The sequence below is a fragment of the Lacrimispora sp. genome (assembly GCF_036758025.1).
Lineage (GTDB): Bacteria > Bacillota > Clostridia > Lachnospirales > Lachnospiraceae > Lacrimispora.
Genome location: NZ_DAIOXM010000002.1, coordinates 156,388 through 180,581 on the forward strand (window position 1 = coordinate 156,388; position 24,194 = coordinate 180,581).

General features: G+C 45.1%; 23 protein-coding genes and 1 riboswitch. Of the genes, 8 read left to right on the forward strand and 15 right to left on the reverse strand.

What is annotated here, in order from left to right; translation table 11 throughout:
- Entirely contained in the window at nucleotides 1-1,020 is a 1,020-nt protein-coding gene (locus V7M78_RS03065; RefSeq protein WP_333646320.1) for a Gfo/Idh/MocA family protein, read from the reverse strand.
- A gap of 122 nt (nucleotides 1,021-1,142) precedes the next feature.
- On the opposite strand from V7M78_RS03065, the gene V7M78_RS03070 reads away from it, so the two are divergent.
- A complete protein-coding gene (locus V7M78_RS03070; protein WP_333646322.1) occupies nucleotides 1,143-1,988 on the forward strand; it encodes an AraC family transcriptional regulator in 846 nt (281 codons plus the stop codon).
- A 7-nt stretch (nucleotides 1,989-1,995) separates the two neighbouring features.
- On the opposite strand, the gene V7M78_RS03075 is transcribed toward V7M78_RS03070, so the two are convergent.
- From V7M78_RS03075 to V7M78_RS03115, 9 genes are all read right to left on the reverse strand, one after another.
- Nucleotides 1,996-2,754, reverse strand: coding sequence for a DUF6062 family protein (locus V7M78_RS03075; protein ID WP_333646324.1), 759 nt, complete (start codon nucleotides 2,752-2,754; stop codon nucleotides 1,996-1,998).
- A gap of 300 nt (nucleotides 2,755-3,054) precedes the next feature.
- Complete coding sequence (locus tag V7M78_RS03080) at nucleotides 3,055-3,744, reverse strand: response regulator transcription factor (protein WP_333646326.1); 690 nt, start codon at nucleotides 3,742-3,744, stop codon at nucleotides 3,055-3,057.
- Nucleotides 3,741-5,237 (reverse strand): sensor histidine kinase, encoded by a 1,497-nt coding sequence (locus V7M78_RS03085; protein ID WP_333646328.1) that lies wholly within the window; start codon nucleotides 5,235-5,237, stop codon nucleotides 3,741-3,743. Before V7M78_RS03085 ends, V7M78_RS03080 begins: the two co-directional genes overlap by 4 nt.
- A gap of 205 nt (nucleotides 5,238-5,442) precedes the next feature.
- A complete protein-coding gene (locus tag V7M78_RS03090) occupies nucleotides 5,443-6,717 on the reverse strand; it encodes a zinc-binding dehydrogenase (RefSeq protein ID WP_333646329.1) in 1,275 nt (424 codons plus the stop codon).
- 31 nt (nucleotides 6,718-6,748) lie between these two features.
- The gene (gene pfkB / locus V7M78_RS03095) at nucleotides 6,749-7,684 is read right to left on the reverse strand and encodes a 1-phosphofructokinase (RefSeq protein ID WP_333646331.1); all 936 of its coding nucleotides are present in this window, start codon (nucleotides 7,682-7,684) and stop codon (nucleotides 6,749-6,751) included.
- Entirely contained in the window at nucleotides 7,684-8,148 is a 465-nt protein-coding gene (locus V7M78_RS03100; protein WP_333646333.1) for a PTS sugar transporter subunit IIA, read from the reverse strand. The genes pfkB and V7M78_RS03100 overlap by 1 nt, the downstream gene beginning before the upstream one ends.
- Before the next feature lie 196 nt (nucleotides 8,149-8,344).
- Entirely contained in the window at nucleotides 8,345-10,450 is a 2,106-nt protein-coding gene (locus V7M78_RS03105) for a BglG family transcription antiterminator (RefSeq protein ID WP_333646335.1), read from the reverse strand.
- Nucleotides 10,437-11,783: a protein-N(pi)-phosphohistidine--sugar phosphotransferase gene (locus tag V7M78_RS03110; RefSeq protein WP_333646337.1), complete on the reverse strand. Its 1,347-nt coding sequence runs from the start codon at nucleotides 11,781-11,783 to the stop codon at nucleotides 10,437-10,439. Before V7M78_RS03110 ends, V7M78_RS03105 begins: the two co-directional genes overlap by 14 nt.
- 84 nt (nucleotides 11,784-11,867) lie before the next feature.
- Nucleotides 11,868-13,247 carry a PTS mannitol transporter subunit IICB gene (locus V7M78_RS03115; RefSeq protein ID WP_333646339.1) on the reverse strand — a complete coding sequence of 460 codons (1,380 nt, stop codon included), beginning with the start codon at nucleotides 13,245-13,247 and terminating at the stop codon, nucleotides 11,868-11,870.
- Between the two features lie 291 nt (nucleotides 13,248-13,538).
- Between V7M78_RS03115 and V7M78_RS03120 the strand changes: the two genes are divergently transcribed.
- Both V7M78_RS03120 and V7M78_RS03125 read left to right on the forward strand, forming a co-directional pair.
- The gene (locus tag V7M78_RS03120) at nucleotides 13,539-14,447 is read left to right on the forward strand and encodes a helix-turn-helix transcriptional regulator (RefSeq protein ID WP_333646341.1); all 909 of its coding nucleotides are present in this window, start codon (nucleotides 13,539-13,541) and stop codon (nucleotides 14,445-14,447) included.
- A gap of 59 nt (nucleotides 14,448-14,506) precedes the next feature.
- Nucleotides 14,507-14,899: a VOC family protein gene (locus V7M78_RS03125; protein WP_333646343.1), complete on the forward strand. Its 393-nt coding sequence runs from the start codon at nucleotides 14,507-14,509 to the stop codon at nucleotides 14,897-14,899.
- Nucleotides 14,900-15,205: 306 nt separating this feature from the next.
- Here V7M78_RS03125 and metK read toward each other — a convergent pair whose 3' ends face one another.
- The gene (gene metK / locus V7M78_RS03130) at nucleotides 15,206-16,396 is read right to left on the reverse strand and encodes a methionine adenosyltransferase (RefSeq protein ID WP_333646345.1); all 1,191 of its coding nucleotides are present in this window, start codon (nucleotides 16,394-16,396) and stop codon (nucleotides 15,206-15,208) included.
- A gap of 89 nt (nucleotides 16,397-16,485) precedes the next feature.
- Nucleotides 16,486-16,613: riboswitch (SAM riboswitch) on the reverse strand.
- Nucleotides 16,614-17,100: 487 nt separating this feature from the next.
- Between metK and V7M78_RS03135 the strand changes: the two genes are divergently transcribed.
- The 5 genes from V7M78_RS03135 (at nucleotide 17,101) to V7M78_RS03155 (ending at nucleotide 19,984) form a co-directional block, all read left to right on the forward strand.
- Nucleotides 17,101-17,223 carry a hypothetical protein gene (locus V7M78_RS03135; protein ID WP_333646347.1) on the forward strand — a complete coding sequence of 41 codons (123 nt, stop codon included), beginning with the start codon at nucleotides 17,101-17,103 and terminating at the stop codon, nucleotides 17,221-17,223.
- Nucleotides 17,224-17,638: 415 nt separating this feature from the next.
- On the forward strand, nucleotides 17,639-18,460 hold the full coding sequence (locus V7M78_RS03140) for a helix-turn-helix domain-containing protein (protein ID WP_333646349.1): 822 nt from the start codon (nucleotides 17,639-17,641) through the stop codon (nucleotides 18,458-18,460).
- Between the two features lie 3 nt (nucleotides 18,461-18,463).
- On the forward strand, nucleotides 18,464-18,934 hold the full coding sequence (locus V7M78_RS03145; protein WP_333646351.1) for a VOC family protein: 471 nt from the start codon (nucleotides 18,464-18,466) through the stop codon (nucleotides 18,932-18,934).
- Between the two features lie 65 nt (nucleotides 18,935-18,999).
- Nucleotides 19,000-19,206: a hypothetical protein gene (locus V7M78_RS03150; protein ID WP_333646353.1), complete on the forward strand. Its 207-nt coding sequence runs from the start codon at nucleotides 19,000-19,002 to the stop codon at nucleotides 19,204-19,206.
- 55 nt (nucleotides 19,207-19,261) lie between these two features.
- Complete coding sequence (locus V7M78_RS03155; protein WP_333646355.1) at nucleotides 19,262-19,984, forward strand: DUF5131 family protein; 723 nt, start codon at nucleotides 19,262-19,264, stop codon at nucleotides 19,982-19,984.
- A gap of 95 nt (nucleotides 19,985-20,079) precedes the next feature.
- On the opposite strand, the gene V7M78_RS03160 is transcribed toward V7M78_RS03155, so the two are convergent.
- From V7M78_RS03160 to V7M78_RS03175, 4 genes are read right to left on the reverse strand one after another with little or no spacing between them, the layout of a single operon-like run.
- Nucleotides 20,080-20,445, reverse strand: a complete 366-nt coding sequence (locus V7M78_RS03160) for a recombinase family protein (protein ID WP_333646357.1) — start codon at nucleotides 20,443-20,445, stop codon at nucleotides 20,080-20,082.
- Nucleotides 20,432-22,051 carry a recombinase family protein gene (locus V7M78_RS03165; protein WP_333646359.1) on the reverse strand — a complete coding sequence of 540 codons (1,620 nt, stop codon included), beginning with the start codon at nucleotides 22,049-22,051 and terminating at the stop codon, nucleotides 20,432-20,434. The genes V7M78_RS03160 and V7M78_RS03165 overlap by 14 nt, the downstream gene beginning before the upstream one ends.
- Nucleotides 22,048-22,275 carry a hypothetical protein gene (locus tag V7M78_RS03170; RefSeq protein ID WP_333646361.1) on the reverse strand — a complete coding sequence of 76 codons (228 nt, stop codon included), beginning with the start codon at nucleotides 22,273-22,275 and terminating at the stop codon, nucleotides 22,048-22,050. Before V7M78_RS03170 ends, V7M78_RS03165 begins: the two co-directional genes overlap by 4 nt.
- A complete protein-coding gene (locus V7M78_RS03175) occupies nucleotides 22,256-24,079 on the reverse strand; it encodes a hypothetical protein (protein WP_333646364.1) in 1,824 nt (607 codons plus the stop codon). The genes V7M78_RS03170 and V7M78_RS03175 overlap by 20 nt, the downstream gene beginning before the upstream one ends.
- Between the last annotated feature and the right edge of the window lie 115 nt (nucleotides 24,080-24,194).

The window sequence follows — 24,194 nt, forward strand, 5'->3', positions numbered from 1 at the left end:
TTACCTCTCCTCTTTTCTCGCTGAATCGTAAATATCCATCATGGTGTAAAATGTATTTTCTGTGGAAGCCAGATCATTGGCATAAACCTTCCCGGATTCCAGGCAGTCATAAAAATCCCGGATACAGGCTTCATGGCCATTTCCCCAGTAGGCTTTTCCAGGCATGGAGGTTTTAGAGGAACGCCATATAACAGGCTCCTCGTCTTTCCCATTCTGATACCAGACAGAGGTTCCTTCCAGACGGACAAATCCATTTTCGCACACAAGCTCTAAAAATACAGGCGCATCAGCCCCGTAGGCGGTGGTGGCATAAAAGCAGGCACTTACCGGCTCCGGCCCTTCTGTAAAGGCCATATACGCCTCCAGGGTATCCTCTACCTCCACAATGCCCTTTAAGTGGTGGTTGCTTGTGGTGGCTTCCGTCCAGACCGGCTTTCCAAGCCAGTTTAAAAGCAGGTCCAGGGCATGAATGGACTGGTTGATCAGTGCTCCGCCCCCCTCTGTTTCAAGCTTTCCCCGCCAGCCGCTTTCTGTGTAGTAAGAGGCATCCCGGTGCCAGGTCACAAAGGCTCTTGCTCCCTTAATCCGTCCCAGGCTGCCTTCTGCCAAAAGCTCGGTGACCTTTTTAGTAGTTTCGTTATACCGGTTCTGAAAGCAGATTCCAAGCCTTCCCCGGCTTTCTTTGGAAACCTTTAAAAGCTCCTGAAACTGTTCCCTGGATATGGCAGGCGGCTTTTCCATAAATACGTGGATTCCCTTTTTTAAGGCTTTTACTGCCATAGGCACATGGCAGTTATGAGGGGTGCAGATGTGAACCGCATGAAGTTCTTCTGCCTCCAGCATTTCCTCCATGGATTCATATGCAGCCGCCTTTTCTTCTGTAAAACGGGCGGAATATTCCCGGGCCCGTTCTATGCGGATGTCTGCCATGGCACAAAGCTCTGCCTGCTTTATTTCCTTCAGGATACCGGCATGGACTCCGCCTATATTTCCGCAACCAATCACCCCAACCCGAATCATGATTTAATCCTCTTTTCTTTTGATTGTTTCTGTGGTAAATTTATTATACAATGATTTTGACGCAATTTGTTTGCGTAGATTGACTATAAATATGCGTATGTTGTCTATTTCGGGAGGAGGACATGAACAAAGAATCACAATACGATTACAGCGAATTTTCCGAACCCTACAGTTGCAATTTTACCACCAGCCAGATGGCAGGAAATGTGGATTTTCACATGCACAACAGTCATGAAATCTACCTGCTTTTAGACGGTCACATCCAGTATTTTGTAGAAAATGTCTGCTATGATATGACCCCTGGAAACTTAATTTTGTTTTCCAACCGGGAGATTCATAAGGCAATTAACACCACGGATAACTCCTTCACCCGTCTGGTTATCCATGTAAACCCGGCCTTCATCCGCCCTTACTGCACCCCTGATACCAATCTTTTGGACTGCTTTCAGAGAAAGCCTGCTACCGGAAATATGGTTCTCCTTTCCGGAGAGGAATACGAAAGCCTGTCTGTCCTGGCCCGCACCCTGGAAAAGGCAATAAAAAACCGCTGCTCATACGGCAGCGATTTAACGGCTGTTACAACCCTGATTCAGATATTAATACTCATTAACAAAGCCTGGCAAAAGACCAGTTCTTCTAAAACTGCTCCAAGGCCCCACAAGGCCCAGGCCATTATGAGTTACATAGACAAGAACCTGACAAGTCCCCTGACCCTGGACTCTATTTCCCAGGCCCTATCCCTTGATAAATACTATTTAAGCCATTTGTTTAAATCAGAAACAAAAAGCAGCATCTTCCAATATATCGTGGTAAAACGGGTTTCTCTTGCAAAAGAACTGCTTTCCCAGGGACATACGGTTTCTGAAGCCTGCCACTTGTCCGGCTTTAACGATTATTCCAATTTTATCCGCACCTTCCGCCAGACTACGGGATATACTCCGGGGCAGATCAAACGGCTGAACCAGTAATGAGCGGCTATTTCAGCCGGTAAACCGGGTCCCCGGGATATCCGCCCCGGATTTTTTGCATCCCCCGCTGTACCGCATCCTTGGAGTCCTTCCAGTCTGCGTCTTTATTGGCATAGTCGAATTTCTCAATAAACCAGTCAACATCCCCAGATATCCGCTCCATGTTCTGTTCCATAAGGTTAAAGATAATGGGATAGAATTCCTTCCGTTCCCCGTCGCTCAAATACTGGTCTGCTCCCTGGCATAAATCTCCGAAGTGATGGAGGCAGAAGCCCTTGCTAGCCTTCAGTTTTTCCCGAAATGCAGAATCCTTTTTGTATAAATGGAAAAATGTGGCGCGGTAACGTTCATACCGCTCTGAAAAACGGTCACAGATATAGCAGGTCTTTTCCTTTTCCTCAACCCATGAGTGGATTGAATTGGCATTTTGGCTCTTTCCCTTAAGACGGTCCTTAAAAGAGGTCTTTCCGGGAGCAAAGCCCTGAAACTCTTCCTTCATCTCTTTGACTAGCTTCTTATAATAAGTTTTTAAGATCCAGCCGTTTCCAAGGGCATTGCCGTAATCAAACATCTTTTTCTGATGTGTCCGGCAAAAGCCTTCCTTATCTGTGCTTTCCCTTGTATCGCTCTCCATATAAGAAGCGCAGGAGCCAAGTACAAAGTCCATCAGCTCCTGCTCTGTTTTTCGCTCCAGGAAGCAGAAAGGGCATTCCTCTCCTGCATCCATGGCGTCATTTAATGGTATTTCATATAATTTTTCTTTCATGTTTTCCGGGCTCCTTTCCATAGACACCGCCTTCCTAATACAGTATAATAAATATGCTGTCGACTCTTTCCAGTAGGAAGGAGGTGTTTTTGTGGAGTACATATTTAACTTTTTTATTTCGGTCGCGGCAGGCATAGCTGGCTACTATGTCTGCAAATGGCTAGATCGAAATCATGAAGACAGCTAGCCGAAAAGAAATCCCGTGTACTGGCATACACGGGATTTCGCTTTGTGTTCTTGTGGACACATTTAACTTTTTAGCTAGTTTCATATTACACTAATTTTAGTGTATTGTCAAGATTACACCTTAAACCGGTACCCCACTCCCCATATAGTTTCAATATACTGGGGCTTTGCTGTATTGAACTCAATTTTTTCCCTGATCTTCTTAATATGAACCGTAACCGTGGCAATATCGCCGATGGATTCCATGTCCCATATCTTGCTGAACAGCTCTTCCTTTGTATAAACATGGTTGGGGTTCTGAGCCAGGAAGGTCAAAAGGTCAAATTCCTTGGTGGTAAAATTCCTCTCTTCTCCATTGACCCACACCCGCCTTGCGGTCTTATCGATCTTCAGGCCACGGATTTCAATGATTTCATTGTCTGGCATGCCGCTTCCGATCAGCCTTTCGTAGCGTGCTAAATGGGCCTTTACCCTGGCGACCATCTCGCTGGGGCTAAAGGGCTTTGTGATATAATCATCAGCGCCCAGACCCAGGCCCCGGATCTTATCAATATCCTCTTTTTTTGCAGAAACCATGATAATAGGTGTATTCTTCACCTCTCTCACCTTCCTGCATATCTCAAAGCCATCCACCCCGGGAAGCATCAGATCCAGGATCACCAGATCAAAATCCTCATGAAGAGCCAGATCAAGCCCAGCTTCTCCGTTGTTCTCAATCTCTACCTCAAACCCGCTCAGCTCCAGATAATCTTTCTCAAGCTCTGCAATGCTTTCCTCATCTTCAACGATCAGTATTCTGCTCATTCCTGTATGACCTCCTGATATTTTCTTAAAACGAAATGGATCTCCGTTCCAATTCCTGCCTTACTGGTAGCCCATATCCGGCCTCCGTGATCTTCAATGATCTTTTTCACGATGGATAAACCGATTCCGCTGCCTCCCTGGGACGAATTCCTGGAAGAGTCAGTGCGGTAAAACCGGTCAAAGATATTTGGCAGATCCTTTGCCGGAATTCCTCTGCCGTTGTCTTCAATTTCCACCTGAATGAAATCTCCCACATCCTTAATCCGGATGTTAATAATTCCATTTTTCTTATCCATGTATTTCACAGAATTGCTGACAATATTGTTAATGACCCGGCGCATCTGCTCTGCATCTGCGATGACCGACACATCCTCATCCACATAATTGAAATACCCAAGCTCAATGTTTCTGGCCTCCATCTCAAGCCCCACCTCATCAACGCAGTCCCGGAAATAGCCGGCCACATTGATTTTGGAAAATGTATAGGGGATTTTATTGGTATCGATCTTGGAATAAAAAGTCAGCTCATCGATCAGCTTATCCATATCATTGGCCTTGTTGTAAATGGTTCTGATATAGCGGTCCAGCTTTTCCGGGGAGGATGCCACTCCATCCATAATGCCCTCCACGTAGCCCTTAATGGCTGTAATGGGGGTTTTTAAGTCGTGGGAAATATTGCTGATCAATTCCTTGTTTTCCTTGTCATACTGGATCTTTTCCTCTGCGGATTCTTTGAGGCGTATTCTCATCTCCTCAAAATCCTGGCAGAGCTGGCCGATCTCATCGTCATTTTCCACCTCCAGGGCAAAATCCAGATTGCCATCCCGGATATTCTTGGTAGCAACCTGAAGCCTTCCCAAGGGGCTTACTACGGACCGGTACACCCACATAACCAGGGTTGCATCGGTAAAAATGATGATCAGAATAATCGCCATCAGCATCTCCCCCATCATGACCTTGATCTCCGGTAAAAGTCCATCTACGTTGGAAACAACGAAGAGGCTGCCCTTAGCCTTATCCGGATACAAAAAGTCAATCTGCTTTAGCAAATGCTGTGTTTCTCCGTCTAAATAAATAGCGCCTTCAATGGTGCTGTCAATTTCCTCAAATTTGGGAAGCTGTTTGTAAAGGCCCTGAGTAATATGGCTGTTTCCGTCAAAGACCAGCTCCTCTCCCTTCCGGACGATCATATAAGCATATTTGGACATGAGCCGCTCATTGAGCATATTCAGATAGTCAGGGTCAGAAATCTTCTGGGGATCATTTTCTAAAACCTGGCTGATCTCCCTTAATTCCGCCCCGGTCAGGCGGTTAAAAATCTGCAGAGAATTACCGGATAAAAGGTCCACCTGCTCCGTTAAATTATAGGCTTTCCGGAAAGCCTTCATCTGATAATTGCCAAGCCCTAAAACCACCGCAAATATGAGGATTAAAGGGATTACAGTAATAATTACAAAGGCTACCACCAGACGGGTTCTCAACCTTAATTTCAATTTTTTCGCCCCTCTCATGGTTTGATCCTAAAATCTGCAGCAAAAAATTAATTACATGTAAAGGTATTATATCACACCTGGCCCAGAGAATTTATAAAACAATTCTAAAATTTAAGGTAAGCCCTGGTAACTGCTTTTTTCACGCAAAAAAACCAGGGCTTTCATCCTGGTCTGAGGATTAAAACCCTGGTTTTTTATATGAAATTTATAATTCGCTGGAATCAATTCCAAAATGCTCAAAAAGGATCTTTTCCGCTTCTCCGTTCCACAATCCCCTATGGGCTTTGCAGGACTCACTGAGCTTTTTAAACAGCGGGTCGGTTTTGCCCAGCTCCTCAAAGTCATCAATGGCCGTCAACGGCATATCAAACTGGGTATAAGTCAGCTTTTTCCCTCCTGGTATGGAAGGCAGGTTCATGGTTGCTTCTGCAATGCAGTCAATTCCGCCTACATGTGTCACCATAACCGCCGGTTCAATGGCTCCTTCTGCGGAAAGCTTATTGGCTTCAATCAGGTCATCGGTGTTGCCGCCTGTGGTTCCCATAATGTGGGTGCTGGTGTAGTGACAGTTATAGAGATTGATTTCCGCTTTAAACTGGTTATCCGTAGGACCTGCAAAGAAGTTCATGCAGCCGTCAAAGGCCAGCAGCTTATCTCCCATCTCCGCCACTTCTCTGACAGGGATGTATACAAACACATCATCATAGCCATGGTCACCTGTAAGAGCCATTAAGCCGGCAATAGGGTCTTCCATCTTACTGGTGTTTACATAGAGAAGCTCGATTCCTCTTTCCCTTGCAGATTCCTCTGAAATCACTTCTTTCGCCCGTGCAATCCGATCATCGCTGATATCCGTCACCACGATCCGCTTTGGCTTATTTTCAAACTGGAGGCCATAGCTGACCGCTCCCAGGCCCATGGGGCCGCAGCCTCCCATGATCAGGATATTTCCATCCACCTTTGTGCCCATTGCATGATCGTAATTTCTTTTATTGGTGTGGTAGTTGGCATGGAACCCGCCTATGATGCAGCTCATAGGCTCTCCCAAGGATGCCTCAAAGAAGCTCTCCCCTGTATATTCCAGAAGGCATCCCAGTTCCATGACCTCATTAGGCATAATGCAGTAAGTGCATGCGCCTCCGCAAAATTCATAGGAATAACCGGGAGAATCCAGCTTTCCCATGTAGTTTAAGGCAGGCTGCAGGGAAAACTTCTGTCCTGGTTGAAACTGATCCTGCCACTTTTTTCCCACTTCTACAATTAATCCTGCGCATTCATGGCCGATGATCACCGGATTGGTGCTGATGTTTTTAGGTGCCCGTTTATGTTTGTCTCCCTGCTGTACTAATTTATAGGTAGACATGCAGATGCTGTCGCTTACAATTTTTACAAGAATCTCATCATCCTTGATCTGGGGCAGTTCAAATTCCTCCAGCCTCAAATCATCCTTACCATACATTCTCACTGCTTTTGTCTTCATATTTATCTCCTCCAACCTGATTCATTCAATCTCATTTACGAATTTCCAATAATTCTGCCTTTTTAGCCAGTTCATCCACCAGCTCCCGGCTTGGGGGCTTGGTTCCTATGCTGGTAACTGCTCCTGCTGAGGCTCCCATGCACAGGCGGATGCAGTCTTCTAAAGGAAGCTTTTCATCCCAGCCATAAGCCATAGCCCCTACCAGGGCATCTCCGGCTCCGACAGTTGAATGGGCCTTTACCAGAAGTCCGGGACAACGGTACTGTTTCTCTCTTGTTAAGAAAACCGCCCCCATCTGTCCCATGGAAATTACCGCCATATGGGTTCCATTATCCAGCAGTCCCAGCCCCATGGTAACCAGTTCCTGTTCGGAAGCCCGGTAGTCCATCCGGTAATATCGTTCCAGCTCGGAACGGTTGGGCTTTAACATATCCGGTGCCGCCTTCAATGATTCAGAAAATAACGGGCCGTCTGCATCTAAGAGAACCTTTGCTCCCTTCCGGTGGGCCGATTCCGTAATCCTGCGGTATATGTCAGTGGGAATACCCTTCGGTATACTTCCTGCCAGAACAAACAAGGTTTCCGGCCCTGCATAGCCGTCAAGCCGTTTCAGCAGATCTTCCAACTGCTCCTTAGACACCTCCGGTCCCGGTTCATTGAGCTCCGTCACCTCTCCATTTTCTTCCACTACCTTTAAATTGGTTCTGGTTTCCCCATTCACTTCCACGAAATCCGTTTCAATGCCCTGGTCTGCCAGAACGTGCTTGATAATGGTGCCGTTTATTCCTCCCACAAAGCCTGTTGCAATGCTTTTTCCGCCCAATTCCTTAATGGTCTTAGAAACGTTAATGCCCTTGCCCCCGGCATCCAGCTCCACCCGTTTAATCCGGTTTAAGTCCCCACGCTCAAGCCGGTCAATATCCACGGTTTTATCGATGGCTGGATTCATGGTAACTGTAACAATCATCAGGAACACCCCTTTCCCGTAAACATGGTATGAATTTCTTCCGCACTGTATCCCATAATACGTTCCACATCTGCCGGGTCGGCAAGACACTCTGCAATAACCGAGAGTATTCCTAAATGATCCTCTCCTGATCCTGCAATGCCGATGACCAGCTTCACCATTTCCCCGCCCCAGTCCGTTCCGTCAGGAAATACCATGACTGCAATACCGGAGCGCTTAATTGTCTTCTTCGCTTCCTCCACGCCGTGAGGGAGTGCGATTCCGTTGCCGATGTTGGTGGGAAATGACAGTTCCCGTTTCAGCATGGCGTCGATGTAGGATTCCTCAACGCAGCCGCTTTCATACAGCAGTTGTCCCACCTGTCTGATAATCTCGTCCTTTTCTCCTGGCCTGCAATTTAAACGGATATTCTTAAGCTCCAGAAGCTCTGCCTTTTCTTCTTTCTTTTTCCCATATCCAAACACGTCTTTGCCCTCCTGTGCTTACTTTCTACTTAAATTATAGCGGTATGTTATCCCCTTTTTCAATGAAAACAAAATGGCTTTTGGCGCCATCTGATAATGCCAAATCTGAGGGTTCCTGATTTTTATAGCACAAAAGTGTATATGTCAGGGGCTGATGAAAAGCCATTGGCACACACACTTTTGCTGTTTTTGTTCCTTACATCTTATCCAGATAGTGTTTAAAATATTGATTCAAATACCGGGAAACCAAAGACCTTATTTCTTCTTTTTCCCCGAACCTCACAGCTTCCAGAAATTCTTCTTCCTCAATCAGCCGCTCGCTTAACACTCCCAAAATCTCACTGTTTTCTGCCGCATGGTCATCCTTTGGCACCAGCATGACCAAAACAACACAGACTCCCCTGAAATATGGGTCAAGAAAGGACTTTCCATCCTTTGTCTGGCAGACGGAAAACACCGGCTTTGCCACGCCTTCGGTTCTGGCGTGAAGCAGGGCAAAGTTTAAGTCGGGGAATATCTGGCTGCACAGTTGTTCCCTTCTCATTAAATCTTCCTGAATCATCCTCTGCCGGTCCGCATAAACCGCCAGTTTTTCACTGACAGCAATCAGCAGCTCTTCAAAGGTGATTCCATTGTCCACCCGCTGGTATTCCATAAGCTTTATGATGCTCTTAATCTGGACAGCCATGAAATTCACCTGATCCAGTTGGATGGTAAACTCCTGGTTATCCTGCTTTTTCGGCACGTATTCAAACTGGCGCACCTTACCGGCTATCCGCTCCATGTCTTCAGCAGGCAGCAGAGGGCTTACGTACAGGATATCGGCTTGCTCACTAAGGGACATGGTAGATACAAAGAAATCCGTTTTACTGAGCACATAAGGGGTCAAATCCGTCATTCCATAAACCGACAGCTCCACCCTGTCCGAAAAATCCCTGGCAATCTTGGATGACATGAACCGTGAAATTCCGATTCCGCTGGCGCAGACAATCCCCATATTTACCTTTCTCCGGCTTTCTTTTTTGCTCTCCATACGAACCTCTGCCGCACCGAAATGAATGGCGAGAAACCCGATTTCCGATTCCGGCACCTCATACCCGTATTTTCCCTCAATCACCTTTGCAACGGTTCTGCACCGCTTAAAAATCTCGGGATAATCCTGTTTAATCTGGTCCAGCAGGGGATTTTGAATCTTCATGCCATTGGCAAGGCGGACCAGTGTGGGCTTTAAATGGGCAATTAAGCCCTGAATTACAAATTCCTCATCCTGTTTTAACAGATAGGCAATGTTTTCGTCATAGCAATCAATCATTTCATTGACCACGTCCCACAGCTCTCTGGATTCTTCGATCTCACTTCTGGACTTTTCATCAATGTTCAAATTCTGAATCTTAGAGCCTTTGATGTGCAGGCAGATGTAGGCGCATTCAATTTCCGGAATCTGAATCTGAAATTCTTCTTCCAGGGACCTGGTGATGGTTTCCGCCAAATCATAGTCCGGGTCATTTTGCAGGGAATCTTCCATAAGGGGATTTTCCTCAATAATCTCCTGTCTGCGGATGCGGTTTACGGCAATAGCCACATGGATCACCAGTCCAAGGTAAGATTCCTGGGTCAGATTGAGAATACGCTTGTCCCGTATCCGCAGAATGCAGGCTGTCACCCGCTTTACAATATCGTCATCTAAAATCCGGTAAATATTTCTCTCACTTTTATTCTGAACCACCTTCAGCACTGACTGGTTCCGAGCCTCGTACATCTCCTGTATGATTTCCGTATGGATGTTTTCATCAATAAATACCCTAAGGGCGCGGCGGAAGTCCCGCTCACTGCCCTCAATGAACACACCGTATCCGGGCTTCCTCTTTATTTCCAGATGGTATTTGTGAAACCACTCCTTCACCGCCTCCAGATCAGAGCTGACGGTAGCCTCGCTGACTCCGAAGAGGTCACTGTAGTAATACAGCTTTTTTAATGTCTTATCCTTTAGAATTTCCAGAATCAGGCGCTTTTGACGTTCAATCCGGTCTGAAACATCAAGGGCATCATCCGCTTCCAGTTCCTCCTTTAAGGATTCCATCAAGTCCTTCTCTCCCTCCAGCCAGATTCCGGTTCCTGTTTTGGAGCAAAAAGTGAGCCCATATTTTTTTAATGCCTTTGGAATGAATTCCAATTCCCTTTGTACTGTTCTTTTGCTGATATTTATCTGGTCCGCAAGCTGTTTGACAGGAACAGGCCCGTTTTCATTTAAAAGAGCCAGAACGATCTGCTGCATTCTGGGTGTAAAATCACTGTTTGCCATCTTCCCCACCTCCCATTAACCAGTTGAGGAGTTCTCTATAGCCGGACATATCCGTCAGATTCTCCACAGTAAAACAGGGCTTATTGGTTTCCGGCAGAAAACGGGCAAAGCTCTTCTGGCAAACGATCACATCCGCATCCTCGGGAATGCGGTCAGCCGATACGTGGAACACTTCAATGCCTTTCAAGCCTTCCAGCATCAGCCTTTTTTTAAACAGGGCGCCTGCCATGGCACTGGAGCCCATGCCCACGTCGCATACAAAATATATTTTAGCATGTTGAATTCTTCTCACCTGTATCCCTTCGTCTTTCTGTATATTTTCTTCCTCAGCAGTAAGCTTTCCCTTTTTTCCAGACATAATCAGGCAAGAAAGCAGACAGGTCACTGCTGCGGAAATCAAAATACCCATAATCACGCCCAGCCAATGGCTTTTGTCCGCCATAATTAAAATGGTGAGCACGCTTCCGGGAGAAGCGGGGCCTAAAAGTCCGCTGCCTGTCACCATGAAGCAGTAATTTCCTGCAAGACTTCCTGCTATGGCAGCGGCCAGCAGCCGGATGTCCGACAGCACATAGGGGAAATAAATCTCATGGATGCCGCCTAAGGACTGGATAATAAGGCTGGAATACATCTGCTTTCTCATGTTTTTATAAATCAGGGCATGGGCCAGCAAAATTCCAAATCCTGGTCCCGGGTTGGTTTCCAGAAGAAATAAAATGGAACTGCTGTTTACCTTCAACTGCTCCAGGCCAAGAGGGAGAAAAAAGCCGTGGTTGATCCAGTTGTTGAAAAAAATAATCTTTAAAGGCTCTACCAAAAAGCTGATCAGGGGAATGACTCCTTGTTCTATCATCAAGAACAAGCCATTTCCCAGAAAACTGATCAGCCAGGTGGCCACCGGTATCATCAGGTAGTATGTAAACACTCCTGCCAGCAGGCCCAGTCCAGCCAGGTACAGGTTGGTGAAAAGCATCTCAAATCCGGCTGGAATCCGGTTCTTAATCCGATCCAGCCCCTTCCGGCAGAAAAATCCTGCAAGGCTTCCTGCTATGGCAGACAAAATCATGGCAGAGGCAGGCTCCGTCATGACAACGGCAGAAGCGGCCAGGGTGCCGGCTAAACCGCCGGCATCCCCGCCGCACACTGTTCCTGCTTTGTATCCCATAAATACCGGAATCACCAAAAAGGACAATATATTGGACATTTCAAACAAATACTTATTCTGAAATGCTCCTGCTGAAAAGACTGACAACAGTCCTGCTGTTACAAACAAAGGTATGCATTCAGCAATGATCCTGCTGTAATATTTCAGTATTCTTCCTGTTAGCTTCATCAATGCAATTCCCCTTTTGAATCCGTGATCTATAGTTATAGATATTATACCATGGTTTACAAGCGGATACCAGAAAGGCTATTTTTATTTTTTTAATTTTTCTACTAATTGATCGTATTCCGGAGCTGCCAGGAAATTGGTGATTAAGATCAGTTCAGCCTCAGGATTGCTGTGGGCCGCCCTCTCTTTCAGTTCCCGGTGGGTCACTACGATCTGAGCATCACTTGGAATAGAAGAAACCGGGGAATGAACCACTTCAATATCTGCGAATCCGGCTGCTGCCAGCTTCTTTTTCAATACCGTAGCTCCCATGGCACTGGAGCCCATTCCGGCATCACATGCAAAGACGATTTTTTTAATGGTTCCTGTAAAGGCTTCTTTCTTTTCTTCCTGCTGGATTCCCTTGGATTCCTGTTTCATCTGTTTTACTTTTTCCTGGGAGTCCTCCAAATCCACATCTTTTGCTGTAAACTTCAGCAGAGGAAGTGATACGACGAAGGAAACTGCTGCTGCTACTGCAACGCCTGCCAATACGCCAAGATACTCACCTCTTGGAGTCATTGCAAGGACTGCCAGAATACTTCCAGGTGATGCAGGTGAGGTAAGACCTATGCCAAAGAGCTGGAATACGAAGATTCCGCTGGCTCCTCCTGCCATAACTGCCAGAAGTAAAAGGGGGTTCATCAGAATATAAGGGAAGTAAATCTCATGGATTCCGCCTAAAAAGTGGATAATCACTGCGCCGGGGGCTGAGCTCTTAGCTGATCCTTTTCCGGCAAGGCAGTAAGCCAGCAATACTCCAAGTCCCGGTCCCGGGTTGGCTTCAAGTAAGAAGAATATGGATTTTCCCATTTCCTCCACCTGCTGGATTCCCATAGGAGAGAGGATTCCATGGTTGATCGCATTATTCAGGAACAAAATCTTAGCGGGTTCAATAAAGATACTTGCCAGGGGAAGCAGCCTGCGGTCCACGAAGAATCCAACTCCCGCTTCCATGACCTGATTCATGACTGTAACAACAGGTGCAACTCCCTTCAGTGCGATAACCGTCAGGATAGCTCCGATAATACCCATGGAAAAGTTATTTACCAGCATTTCAAATCCGGCCGGAATCTTTCCTTCCATTTTGCGGTCAAACTGCTTGATCACCCAGGCACTGACAGGTCCTACGATCATTGCGCCGATGAACATGGGAACACTGGAACCAACAACCACACCCATGGCTGTAATTGCGCCGATGACACCGCCCCGCTGTCCGTAAACTGCCACACCGCCTGTATATGCGATTAAAAGAGGCAGCAGCACAGAAGCCATGGGGGATACCAAAGCTCCAAGAGTTTCATTGGGATACCAGCCTGTTGGAATAAACAGCGCCGTAATCAATCCCCATGCAATAAATGCACCAATATTTGGCATTACCATACCGCTTAAAAAGCGGCCGAATACTTGTATCTTCTCCTTCATATGCATACCCTCACTTCATTATATAGTATTACTGCGTAATACATGCTAGGTATGATTGGCCAATCAATTCCTTTTGATATTCTTATTATAAGCAATGAAGGCGGCAGATTTCAATACGAAGAAACGGGGATTTGGCGCTAGTTTTAGTGCCAAATCTTAAAAAGCCTGAAAACGTGCAAGTATTGGTGCATTTGGCCTGTCTGTTGTTTCCCGGAAAGGGGGAAAAGATAAAGACAGGAACGTGACATATATATGTCATGTTTTATGATATAATGGCAAAGAGGTGAGCATATGAAAATAGACCGTTTAATTGGAATTATCACAATTCTTTTACAAAAGGAAAGGACAACCATTCCGCAATTAGCAGAGCGATTTGAAGTTTCATGCAGGACCATCCAGCGTGATATTGATCATATATGTAAAGCCGGCATCCCTATTGTGTCTATACAAGGATATGGCGGAGGGCTTTCCATTGCAGAAGGATATAAACTTGATAAAACAGTTCTTACGAAAGAAGAATTGCAAGCTGTATTAACAGGTGTTAAGAGCATTGACAGTATTTTAAAAACTGCGTATGGACAAACTCTTATCGAAAAATTCTCCAATGGAAAAGATACCGTTTTAGCCGGACATGACATGATTTTAATTGATTTGGCATCATGGTATCAGGATAGTTTATCAGATAAAATAGAACAAATCAGACAGGCAATTTTTAACCGGGAAAAGCTGATTTTCATCTACTATTCTGACAAAGGTGAAAGTGAGCGTATGATAGAACCATATCTTATCATGTTCAAATGGGCGGCATGGTACGTATATGGTTATTGCCTGACAAAAAATGAATATAGGCTTTTTAAATTAAATCGTTTATGGAAATTAGAAAACACCAAAGTTTCTTATATTCCACGTAATATTCCAGATGATAAGATGGATTTTGAGCAGTATTTTCAAATAGAAGAAATAAAACTGACAGCTCTGTTTGACGCAGGCACAAAATACCGGCTGATAGAAGAATACGGGCCGGAATGCTTTACCGTTTTTGAATCCGGCAAGCTGTTATTTCAGCGGCCTTTTTCTAATCCAGAATATTTGCTGCAATGGGTTTTGAGTTTCGGGGAGCACATAAAGGTGATAGAGCCTCCTGAATTAAGAGCAAAAGTCCGAAAACACGCAGAAAATATTTTAAAACAATATAAGTAACAAGACATACTGTTGTCCGGTTACTGCTGTTATACTGCATTTAGAAGGAGGAATTAAATATGCTTAAACTAAATACAATTGGATTATTTGTAAATGATATGGAAACAATGGTTTCTTTCTATCGGGATGTGATGGGCATGAAAACAGATTGGGCGGGAGATGCAAATGCAGAGTTGTATTCTGGGGAAGTCCAGTTAATTATGTTCAGCAGGAACGATTTTGAGGCAATGACATCAAGAAAGTATACCTATCCCAGCGGGGTAAACGGTACAGTAGAATTAGCCTTTGATGTTTCTGACTTTGCAGAAGTCGATGCAGAATATGAAAGAGTCGTGAACGCAGGTGCCACGCCTATATTTCCGCCTACGGATGAGCCATGGGGGCAAAGGACTAGCTATGTTGCTGACCCGGATGGCAATTTAATTGAAATATCGTCTTTTGTTAAGGAATGATTGGGGAATGGATTGATTGAATGATGGTAATAAGGGGGATTAAATGGATTTCTGTAATTATGTGTAGTTTCGCTTTGACTAGAACGGCGGCTTTTTTAAGGCGCTGTTTTGGTTAAATATATCCTGGCTTATGAATGACTGCTCTAAGACAGGATTTTTTATACTGGGAAGTCCGCAGTGCAGCGAGTCAAGCCTATGGCTTGACTCGCTCACGGGCATTCGCCCTATGAAACAGAACGCAAAGAGATTTTCTTATGTGCAAGCACAACGAAAGTCTCTTTACGTTCTGTTTCGCACTGCTCATTGCTATCTTGAATATCCTTTTAAAAGAGAAACCTTGTCAAGTTTTTCCCAGGGAAGGTCTAAATCGTTTCTTCCAAAATGGCCGTAAGCTGCGGTCTGCTTATAGATGGGACGGCGTAAATCCAGCATCTTGATGATTCCTGCGGGACGCAGGTCAAAGTTCTGGCGGATGATTTCCACCAGCTTTTCATTGCTTAATTTCCCTGTTCCAAAAGTATCCACCATGACAGATGTAGGGTGAGCCACTCCGATTGCATAGGAAAGCTGAATCTCACACTTATCTGCCAATCCTGCTGCTACAATATTCTTTGCCACATAACGGGCTGCATAAGCTGCAGAACGGTCTACTTTGGTGCAGTCCTTGCCAGAAAATGCTCCGCCGCCGTGACGTGCATAGCCGCCGTAGGTGTCCACGATGATCTTGCGTCCGGTAAGTCCGCTGTCACCGTGAGGGCCGCCGATCACAAAGCGTCCGGTGGGGTTAATAAAGAACTTTGTATTCTCATCCACCAAATTTGCCGGGATAATCTGGTCAAATACATACTTTTTAATATCTTCGTGAATCTGTTCCTGACTTACCTCTTCGTCATGCTGGGTGGATAAAACCACTGCATCTAAGCGGAGAGGTGTTCCATTTTCATCGTACTCTACTGTAACCTGGGTCTTTCCGTCAGGGCGAAGGTAGGTCAGAGTTCCATCTTTACGAACCTTTGTTAGCTGGAGGGCAAGCTTGTGGGCAAGAGAGATTGGGTAAGGCATATATTCTTCGGTTTCATTGCTGGCAAAACCGAACATCATTCCCTGGTCTCCTGCTCCGATGGCATCGATCTCTTCATCAGACATCTTATTTTCCTTTGCTTCTAAGGCACGGTCAACGCCTAAAGCAATGTCCTTGGACTGCTCGTCAAGGGCTACTATTACGCCGCAGGTATCGCAGTCAAAGCCGTATTTTGCACGGTCATAACCGATTTCCCTTACGGTTTCTCTCACTACTTTCTGGATGTCCACATAGGCATGGGTGGTGATTTCTCCCATAACCATGACAAGGCCGGTGGTGGTTGCGGTTTCGCAGGCTACACGGCTCATTGGGTCCTGCTCTAACATTGCATCAAGGATTGCGTCAGAAATCTGATCGCACATTTTATCCGGATGTCCCTCAGTAACGGACTCAGATGTAAATAATAATTTTTCCATGTTGTCATTTCCTCCTTAATATACATGGGGGAATAACAAAAAGAAAAGCCCGCAGCAAACGCGGACTTGATTCAACAATGTATCAAATCCTCTTATTGCTCGATTTCTCGCTCAGGCTGGCACCTTCCCACCGCTCCTTCTGGCTTAGTGCCATCATTCCGGTCGGGGTTGCCGTGACTTCATAGATCCTTTGTATCTCCATCACTCTGAATAAGGGATATTACGTACTTTTCATTTGTTATTCAATTGTAGGTGTAATTATTGCACTTACATTTTAGCGTATTTAAAAATGGCTGTCAAGAGAATTCTTTACCTTCTATTATCTCCGGAATACCGTTAATCTGGCCCAACTGAAAACGCCTGATTATAGATGCCCGATCTCTTATGGCGTGGGAGAATTTAAGATATTTTGATATCTGAAAATCAGAATAGATTCGTATTCGTGATATAAATGCATAGATTAAAGTGGAAAAAGATCTTCTTATAAATGATAGCAATTTAAATGAAAAAGTATTAATCTACCGGACCGCATTCATGCGATTATGGGCCTTGACGGCGGAAAATGTCAGATTGGTTCTTTTGGAATATAATAGGATAGGCACTAAATTTTGCTATTTAATAATTTATAGGAGGAAGCTTTATGAATCCTGAAGAATTTCAAGAAATGAATATTTGCAGCTGTAATTGCAATAGAAGATGTTCATGTGATAGATGCTCTAATGAAGAAAACACTTGCTGTAAACCTTGCACATGCCATTGCTGCCGCTGTATGGGACCAACGGGACCCACTGGACCTACCGGACCTGCTGGTGTCAAGTCAGGACTAAAAAATATTTGATTAAGGTAATCCTTTTATGTAGCTATTTACAATGGCATCTTCTAATAAATTTATGTCAATTTTGCCGTCTGTCAAGGAAAAACTTCTGCATCCAGCGTATTGAACTTTTACATATAAGCATAGTTTTCAATGTATCCCGATCAATGCGAGATACATTGAAAACCAAAACAACATTTGCTTTCTTTGGGGAGTTCAAGGAACAGACTGACTCTACAATAAGTCAGCCTGTTCCTTGTTTTTACATCTCCAAGATTGTCCAGAGTATCCTGCAAATAGATAGTGAGCGGTTTCTGGTTTTCATCTTGTTTCAATCCTTTCTGCCGTGGTTGAAATTAATTCTCAACTATGGTAAGATTTTGATACGCATAATGAAAATCTTTCTTTGAAAAGCAAGGGGGAACAATTTGATTTTACAATATGACAAGCAATTTAATATGTTCCCCTCACATATTGAATTGAGAAAATATATTCTATATTACAACATCGTATTTCCATCTAAGGATATGTTTACAGAGCATTATATGCTTATGCCTAACGCTTGCGGAACATTGTCGCTTGCTTTCGATGGAAATACAGTCATTGCTGAACTATGGGGAGCGTCCCTCACCCCCATATTGTTAGGCACGGAACCAAATAGTTATAATGTTTTAATGCTTATCCAGCTTTCGCCCTATGGGTTGTATCAAATCACACGCCAAAACCAAGCGGAATTTGCAGATAAACGCCTTTCGCTTGTGGACATCGACAACGAGTTGTTCCGTTTATTGCATCATGCTTTTGCAGTATCAAAAACTGTAATCGACTTAGCGAACGCTTGCGAGGAAATTTTATACAAACGCATGGAAAAGCATGTTGTTTCAGATGCTTTGCTATTGGCAACCAAAGCGATTTCTGATAATCATGGACAGCTACAAGTGAAAGAGATTGCCAGACTATCTTGTTATAGTGAACGGCAGCTAAACCGCTTGTTCCGCACACAAATTGGATTGAATGTTAAGGACTTTGCACGTTTAACCCGCTTTAATTATGTATTAAAGCACATTCAAAAATCGCCCTGCTTTTTTGCGGCATTGTCACAACAAGCTGGCTATTTCGACCAAGCCCATTTTGATAAAGATTTCAAGGCTATCAGTGGTGTGTCACCCCAAAATTACTTGAAAACAATGTCGGATTTTTACTATGACGGCACAGAGATATACGATACACTATCCTCAAAGGAGGATTGAAAAATGAAATATCAAGGTTGTCTTTTAGCGGTTAAGGATATAGCTGCATCCAAACACTTTTATGAAAAGGTACTTCACCAAAATGCGGCCATGGATATTGGCGTACATGTGACTTTTGAGGGCTTTTCGCTTCAACAAGGATATGCTGCACTCGTTGGCTTGGCAGATAATAGTGTGAAAGAGCAGTCACACAACTTTCAAGTTTATTTTGAAGTAGAAGATTTAGACAAAGTGTATGCCGAAATGAAAAGCATATCCAGTTTGCAATGGGTACACGAAATCAAAGAATACCCGTGGGGACAGCGTGATATTCGGGTATATGACCCCGACAAGCACATTGTAGAAATTGCAGAGGATATGACCACGGTTATCAAACGCTTTTTTAATCAAGGCATGTCGGCAGAAGAAGTTGCTACACGCACAATGTTCCCTCTTGAGGTTGTAAAACAGTATGCGTTAGGCTTTGGTATGTGATACACGGCGGCTTTGGTAAATCAAAGCCGCTATTTTGTTTCAAACAAGATCGGAGGAGACGGACAATGAGTAAATATGAACCGCTTTGGAAGGCGATAGGTCAACGCACGGAGAACAGCTTCACGCTGACCTATGCTGAGATTGAACAAATTCTGGGCTTTCCCATCGACCATGCCTTTTTAACCTTCAAGAAGGAGTTGCCCGCCTACGGCTACGAGGTGGGTAAGATCTCCATGAAGGCACAGACGGTGACGTTTAAACGCTGCGTTTGACAAGCGGCTGCTTTTCTGCTATCATCCGCTTCACCTATCCAAGAGGAGGAACACTATGAACTGGGAGCCATGGACAGGCTGTTACAAAATAAGTGATGGCTGTACAAATTGCTATTTTTATGGGCCATATGCGAAACGCTGCGGTCAAAACACCATACAGAAAACAGATAAATTCGATTGGCCTATAAGAATAAACACTAAGGGTGAATACAATATTAAAGGGAATAAAATCCTTGCCACCTGTTTTGCGACTGATTTTTTTCTGCCCGAAGCTGATGAGTGGCGCAAGGACGCTTGGAGCATGATAAAACAAAGAGCTGATATTGATTTTCTCATTTTGACCAAACGAATTGACCGGTTCCCTGTTTCACTGCCTTCCGATTGGGGTGATGGCTATGACAATGTAAATATCGGCTGTACAGTCGAGAATCAATCTTTGGCAGATTATCGTCTTCCTTTGTTTCTGTCTTATCCAATAAAACGTCGTTTTGTTGCTTGCTCCCCTCTTTTAGAAGCGGTTGATTTGTCAGCCTATCTTCATGGAATTGAGCATGTTACGGTCAGCGGCGAAAGCGGGCGTGATGCTCGTGAATGTGATTATAGCTGGGTACTGGATATTCGTGAGCAATGTGTAAAAGCAAATGCTACATTTTGGTTCAAAGGAACAGGATCGTTTTTTAAACGAGATGGTACGGTGGAAAAAATAAATCCGTTTAAGCAAGGGAGCATTGCAAGTGGACTTGGCATAAACATTTCAAACGGAAAGAAATTGTTTTGAAATAGCAAATTGTTGCAAAATTCCAATTTATAGCGAAGGCTGAATCTCGTGAAATTCAGCCTTCTTTTGCATTAACCTTTTGAAATACCCCATGCTTATTTATGTGAAGTTATATCAATCACACCGTCTATTGGTGAAAAAAATTCTGCACCCAGCGCATTTAGTTCTTTCATGTAATCAAGGGTTTTCAATGTTTCCCGACCGATACGGGACACATTGAAAACCAAAACAACATCTGCGTTCTTTGAGCAGACAGCTTGCTTGGTTTCAGACAAGCCTTTGCGTGAAAAATCGAGGCCACTGCCAATATCCCGAGAAATTCCAGCGATATTGAACCCATGCTCATTAGCAAAGCGGATAAGCCCGTCACGCTGCGCCTCTATGCTGTTATTTTCATTGCTGACAACCCTGCAATATATCCATGCATTCTTTGAAACGCTGTTTTTATCACCTGTTTTCATCTGCGAACCCTCCTTTTTCGACACATTGAACAAGCCTCATATACTCATCCATATGGTTCCATACAATTTCAATTGCTTCACTTCCGTAGATATAGATGCTGTCGATCAGCTCATCTGCTATTTCTCTTGAAAGCTCCGTAAATCCTTCATATCGCTTGAAGCTCTCAATGATAGAAACCGGCTGGCCGTTTTCCTGATAACGGCTTTGTAATGCCAATTCAAGTTCAACGATTTGGGTATCTGTTTCCACAATTTTCTTGCCAATATCCTCCTTTTGGTTTGCATAGCTGTCCCTGTCCAAAGCTCCATCTTTGTATTTTTCATATGCTTTAACTTTGGATGATTTCAGCTTGGAGCGGACGGCTTGGAGCTGCCTGATCTGTTCTGTCAGACTGGTTATATCATTATGGCTTTGCGTTTTCACCTTGTCAAAAATCCGTTCCATATCAAGCATGATCTCTATCTGCTTATGTATCACAGATAGGATGGTCTGTGTCAGGCTGATTTCAGAAATTCTATCCTTTGGGCAGTTGCTGTCAGCCACATATTGATGGCTCTCACAATAATAATATGCCGTAGCCAAGGGACTATTACTTCTTCGCATAACGTGTCGGCAAACCCCGCATTTCACTTTACCCATCAATGGTCTAATCTCGGCCGGTTCTGTTCTTATCCTCACAGGGGCAGAAAAAAGCTCTTGAACCGAAGCAAACAATTCCTCCGAAATAATGGCCTCATGGGTATTCGGTACGACAATCCACTCACTCTTAGGGGTGCGTTTACCGTTCTTGCTCCCAACAAAAGGACTGCGGTGCTTGCCGCTTACCATTTTTCCGGTGTAGCGTTCATCACGGATAATGGTCAGGACGGTTGTATTATGCCAATGATTTGTTTTTCCAACCACATTGTATTTACGGTCACAGCCCATAAGCCGCTTATAGACATATGGTGTCGGAATGTTTTCAGCGTTCAGGACATTGGCAATTTGGACTGCGTTTTTACCTTCATCCGCCATCGCAAAGATACGCCTGACAACAGCGGCAGCCTTTTCGTCAATCACAAGTTTCTTGCGATTTTCCGGAGATTTCGCATAGCCATAAGGGGCATGGCTGCCGATAAATTCGCCTTTCTCCATGCGGGTTTTCTTTGCACTCCGCACTTTTTGAGAAAGGTCTTTGCTGTAAAGAGCGTAAATCTGGTTCCTGAAACCAATATCAAGTCCGCCAGTCGTACCGTCAAAGTCATTGCTGTCAAAACGGTCGTTTACGGAGATAAATCTCACCCCTAAAAAGGGAAATATCTGCTCCAAATAATCTCCAATGTCAATGTAGTTTCTTCCAAAACGGGACAGGTCTTTTACGATGATACACTGTATGTTTCCCGCACGCACTTCATCCAACAGGGCTTTCACGCCCGGACGGTCAAAATTCGTACCGCTGTAACCATCGTCGCAAAACTCAACCACTTCATATTGTGAAAGGTCAGGAGAGCTTTTCACAAAAGCATTCAGAAGCTCCCGCTGATTTATGATACTGTTGCTTTCACCCTCGTTCTCGTCCTCTTGGGATAGGCGGATATACTCGGCAAGGATTTTCTTAATACTCACGAAACCCTCACCTCACTCTCCGCCTCAATAAAGCTGAGCAAACTTTCAAATTCATCCCGATACCTAAAACAGATGGACACGCTTTGATCGCTGAAGATTTCCACTCGTTCTATCAGCTCGGAAATCATTTCTCCCGTTATGGCTTTATTTTTCTTGAATTTCTTCAAGGCTGTTATCCATGGGTTTTGAGGGGTCAGCATGGTATCAAGACGGTGCTTTTGCATAGGTCACACCGCCCGCCGTGACGGAAACTGCTGTTTTTTCCGTGGGGAGATATACGTACAACCTGCCGTCGCCATCGGTTTTCATGCCGGAGGTGCCGTAGACGTAGTCAAGCTCGGGCGTGGTGCTCAGCGCTGCCACCGCCGTGGGAGCGGAAACACCCAAAAGGGTGAGTGTGTAGAGCTGAACGGGGATATCGTTGTCGTTTTTCAGCGTGCCGCCGATGGGGGAGGTCTTACTGCTGGTATTGACGCTGCCGCCGGTAATCGTAACACTCCCTCCGGTGCCGGAGTTCAAGTTTCCGAAACCGATGCCGTTGCCGTTGTCGCTTTGCGCAACGACGGTGCCACCGGTAATGCGTATATCGCCGAACTCGCCATAAGTATATTTATTGCCGTTGCCGATTCCCGCGCCATTAAAGCTGTATGCGCTCACCTCGCCGCCGTTGATGGAAATTGTGCCGCTGGCCTGCGTATTATCTCCTCCAATGCCCGCTCCGCGACCATAGTTAGCATTGTTTTTGTGGCAGCGGGCGTCCAACGAACCAGTGCTTTCTGCCGTCACGACGAGGCTCGCGCTTGGGTTCACATGCAGGGCAGCTTTTCCCTCATTAATGGAATACAGCTTGTTTTCACCCGTTAAAGTCAGGTTCACCGTTCCACTTTGGATATCAAAGGGGGAAGGCGAGGCTTGATTATATATGCCCGTAGCGGTTGCAGCCCCGATGGAGCAGTCCGACAGGGTGATATTGTGCGTCCCGCTCTGCACAATTACCGTATGTGTGGCAGCAGCATCACTGGTGCTGCTGCCGGTGATGGTAAACTCGCCCGTGTAGCTTGTCCAGGTTGTGTTGTCGGTCGAGTACTGTGTATCGCCGCTGTTATCTTTGAAGTACAGATTGCTGTCAGCGATGCTTTTTGTGGGATTGCTTGCCGGGGCGCTGCCATCGGTGACGGTAACCGTAATGGGATAATCATGAGGTATATCATTATCACCCGTAAATGTAGCGGTAAATGTATAGGTTCCTGACTCTTCTGCATAAAAATAAATGGTGCTTCCTGCACCTACAGTCATTGCAGAATTAGTATCATATTCTACTTTAAGCCGGCTGCCAGCGTCCCAATACAGGTCTGCGCTTTTACTTCCGTCTGTTGGTTGTGTAAAACTGTGCCTGGGATTTCCCATCATGTCCACATCCGGGTCTCCGTAAATAGGCAGAACCTCGATGTCTAGCATTGTATTGATGGCAACTGAAAATGTGTCGAGGGCGCCAAATGCTGTGCGTTGCGTCTGGAGCTTTGCCGTACCCACCGTCACGGTGATTTCCGGTAGGGCAGCGCTCACGAAATAATCCTCTATCACCGGGGTGAAAACATAAATGCCCTCGGTGTCCATATCATAGGCAGATGTCCATGTAACAAGGATATCCAGAGTTGTGATGTTCCATTCGGGTTCGGTCGTCTCGTTTGTCTCCGTCTGCCTGTTGGAGTTTGTCGGAGTGGCGGAACCGGGGGTAGCCTCTGCCAAATTACCCGGGTTTCCCGAGTCCTGTACGGCTTCCTCCGATGTGCCTGCGCCGGCGGTTACGGCAGTCCGCACCGTTACCGTCAGGCTTTCAGGAAGCCCTAAATCCTCAATCGCTGTGCCTGTTGATACAGATATCTCTGTTTCGGCAAGCGGTGCAAATGCGATGATTTCCCCGCTCATAACGATTGAAGAGTCGACTTCTTCCGCCATAGCCGAAATTGGGAACATGGTCAGAACCATGCACACTGAGAGCCAAATACTTAAAATTCTTTTTTTCACTTTACTTTATCCTCCTATTTTGATATTTTTTTCGGCCAGTAACATACGCCTACATCCAGTGAACGAGGCTTGTCCAAATGAAAGTCGGCACACCGACAGTACCAGCACTGCTGTA

What these genes read in the sequence shown, in the direction of transcription:
- V7M78_RS03065 (WP_333646320.1), bottom strand. Translation starts at nt 1,020, where the DNA reads ATGATTCGGGTTGGGGTGATTGGTTGCGGAAATATAGGCGGAGTCCAT.
- V7M78_RS03070 (WP_333646322.1), top strand. Translation starts at nt 1,143, where the DNA reads ATGAACAAAGAATCACAATACGATTACAGCGAATTTTCCGAACCCTAC.
- V7M78_RS03075 (WP_333646324.1), bottom strand. Translation starts at nt 2,754, where the DNA reads ATGAAAGAAAAATTATATGAAATACCATTAAATGACGCCATGGATGCA.
- V7M78_RS03080 (WP_333646326.1), bottom strand. Translation starts at nt 3,744, where the DNA reads ATGAGCAGAATACTGATCGTTGAAGATGAGGAAAGCATTGCAGAGCTT.
- V7M78_RS03090 (WP_333646329.1), bottom strand. Translation starts at nt 6,717, where the DNA reads ATGAAGACAAAAGCAGTGAGAATGTATGGTAAGGATGATTTGAGGCTG.
- pfkB (WP_333646331.1), bottom strand. Translation starts at nt 7,684, where the DNA reads ATGATTGTTACAGTTACCATGAATCCAGCCATCGATAAAACCGTGGAT.
- V7M78_RS03105 (WP_333646335.1), bottom strand. Translation starts at nt 10,450, where the DNA reads ATGGCAAACAGTGATTTTACACCCAGAATGCAGCAGATCGTTCTGGCT.
- V7M78_RS03110 (WP_333646337.1), bottom strand. Translation starts at nt 11,783, where the DNA reads ATGAAGCTAACAGGAAGAATACTGAAATATTACAGCAGGATCATTGCT.
- V7M78_RS03115 (WP_333646339.1), bottom strand. Translation starts at nt 13,247, where the DNA reads ATGAAGGAGAAGATACAAGTATTCGGCCGCTTTTTAAGCGGTATGGTA.
- V7M78_RS03120 (WP_333646341.1), top strand. Translation starts at nt 13,539, where the DNA reads ATGAAAATAGACCGTTTAATTGGAATTATCACAATTCTTTTACAAAAG.
- V7M78_RS03125 (WP_333646343.1), top strand. Translation starts at nt 14,507, where the DNA reads ATGCTTAAACTAAATACAATTGGATTATTTGTAAATGATATGGAAACA.
- metK (WP_333646345.1), bottom strand. Translation starts at nt 16,396, where the DNA reads ATGGAAAAATTATTATTTACATCTGAGTCCGTTACTGAGGGACATCCG.
- V7M78_RS03145 (WP_333646351.1), top strand. Translation starts at nt 18,464, where the DNA reads ATGAAATATCAAGGTTGTCTTTTAGCGGTTAAGGATATAGCTGCATCC.
- V7M78_RS03150 (WP_333646353.1), top strand. Translation starts at nt 19,000, where the DNA reads ATGAGTAAATATGAACCGCTTTGGAAGGCGATAGGTCAACGCACGGAG.
- V7M78_RS03155 (WP_333646355.1), top strand. Translation starts at nt 19,262, where the DNA reads ATGAACTGGGAGCCATGGACAGGCTGTTACAAAATAAGTGATGGCTGT.
- V7M78_RS03160 (WP_333646357.1), bottom strand. Translation starts at nt 20,445, where the DNA reads ATGAAAACAGGTGATAAAAACAGCGTTTCAAAGAATGCATGGATATAT.
- V7M78_RS03170 (WP_333646361.1), bottom strand. Translation starts at nt 22,275, where the DNA reads ATGCAAAAGCACCGTCTTGATACCATGCTGACCCCTCAAAACCCATGG.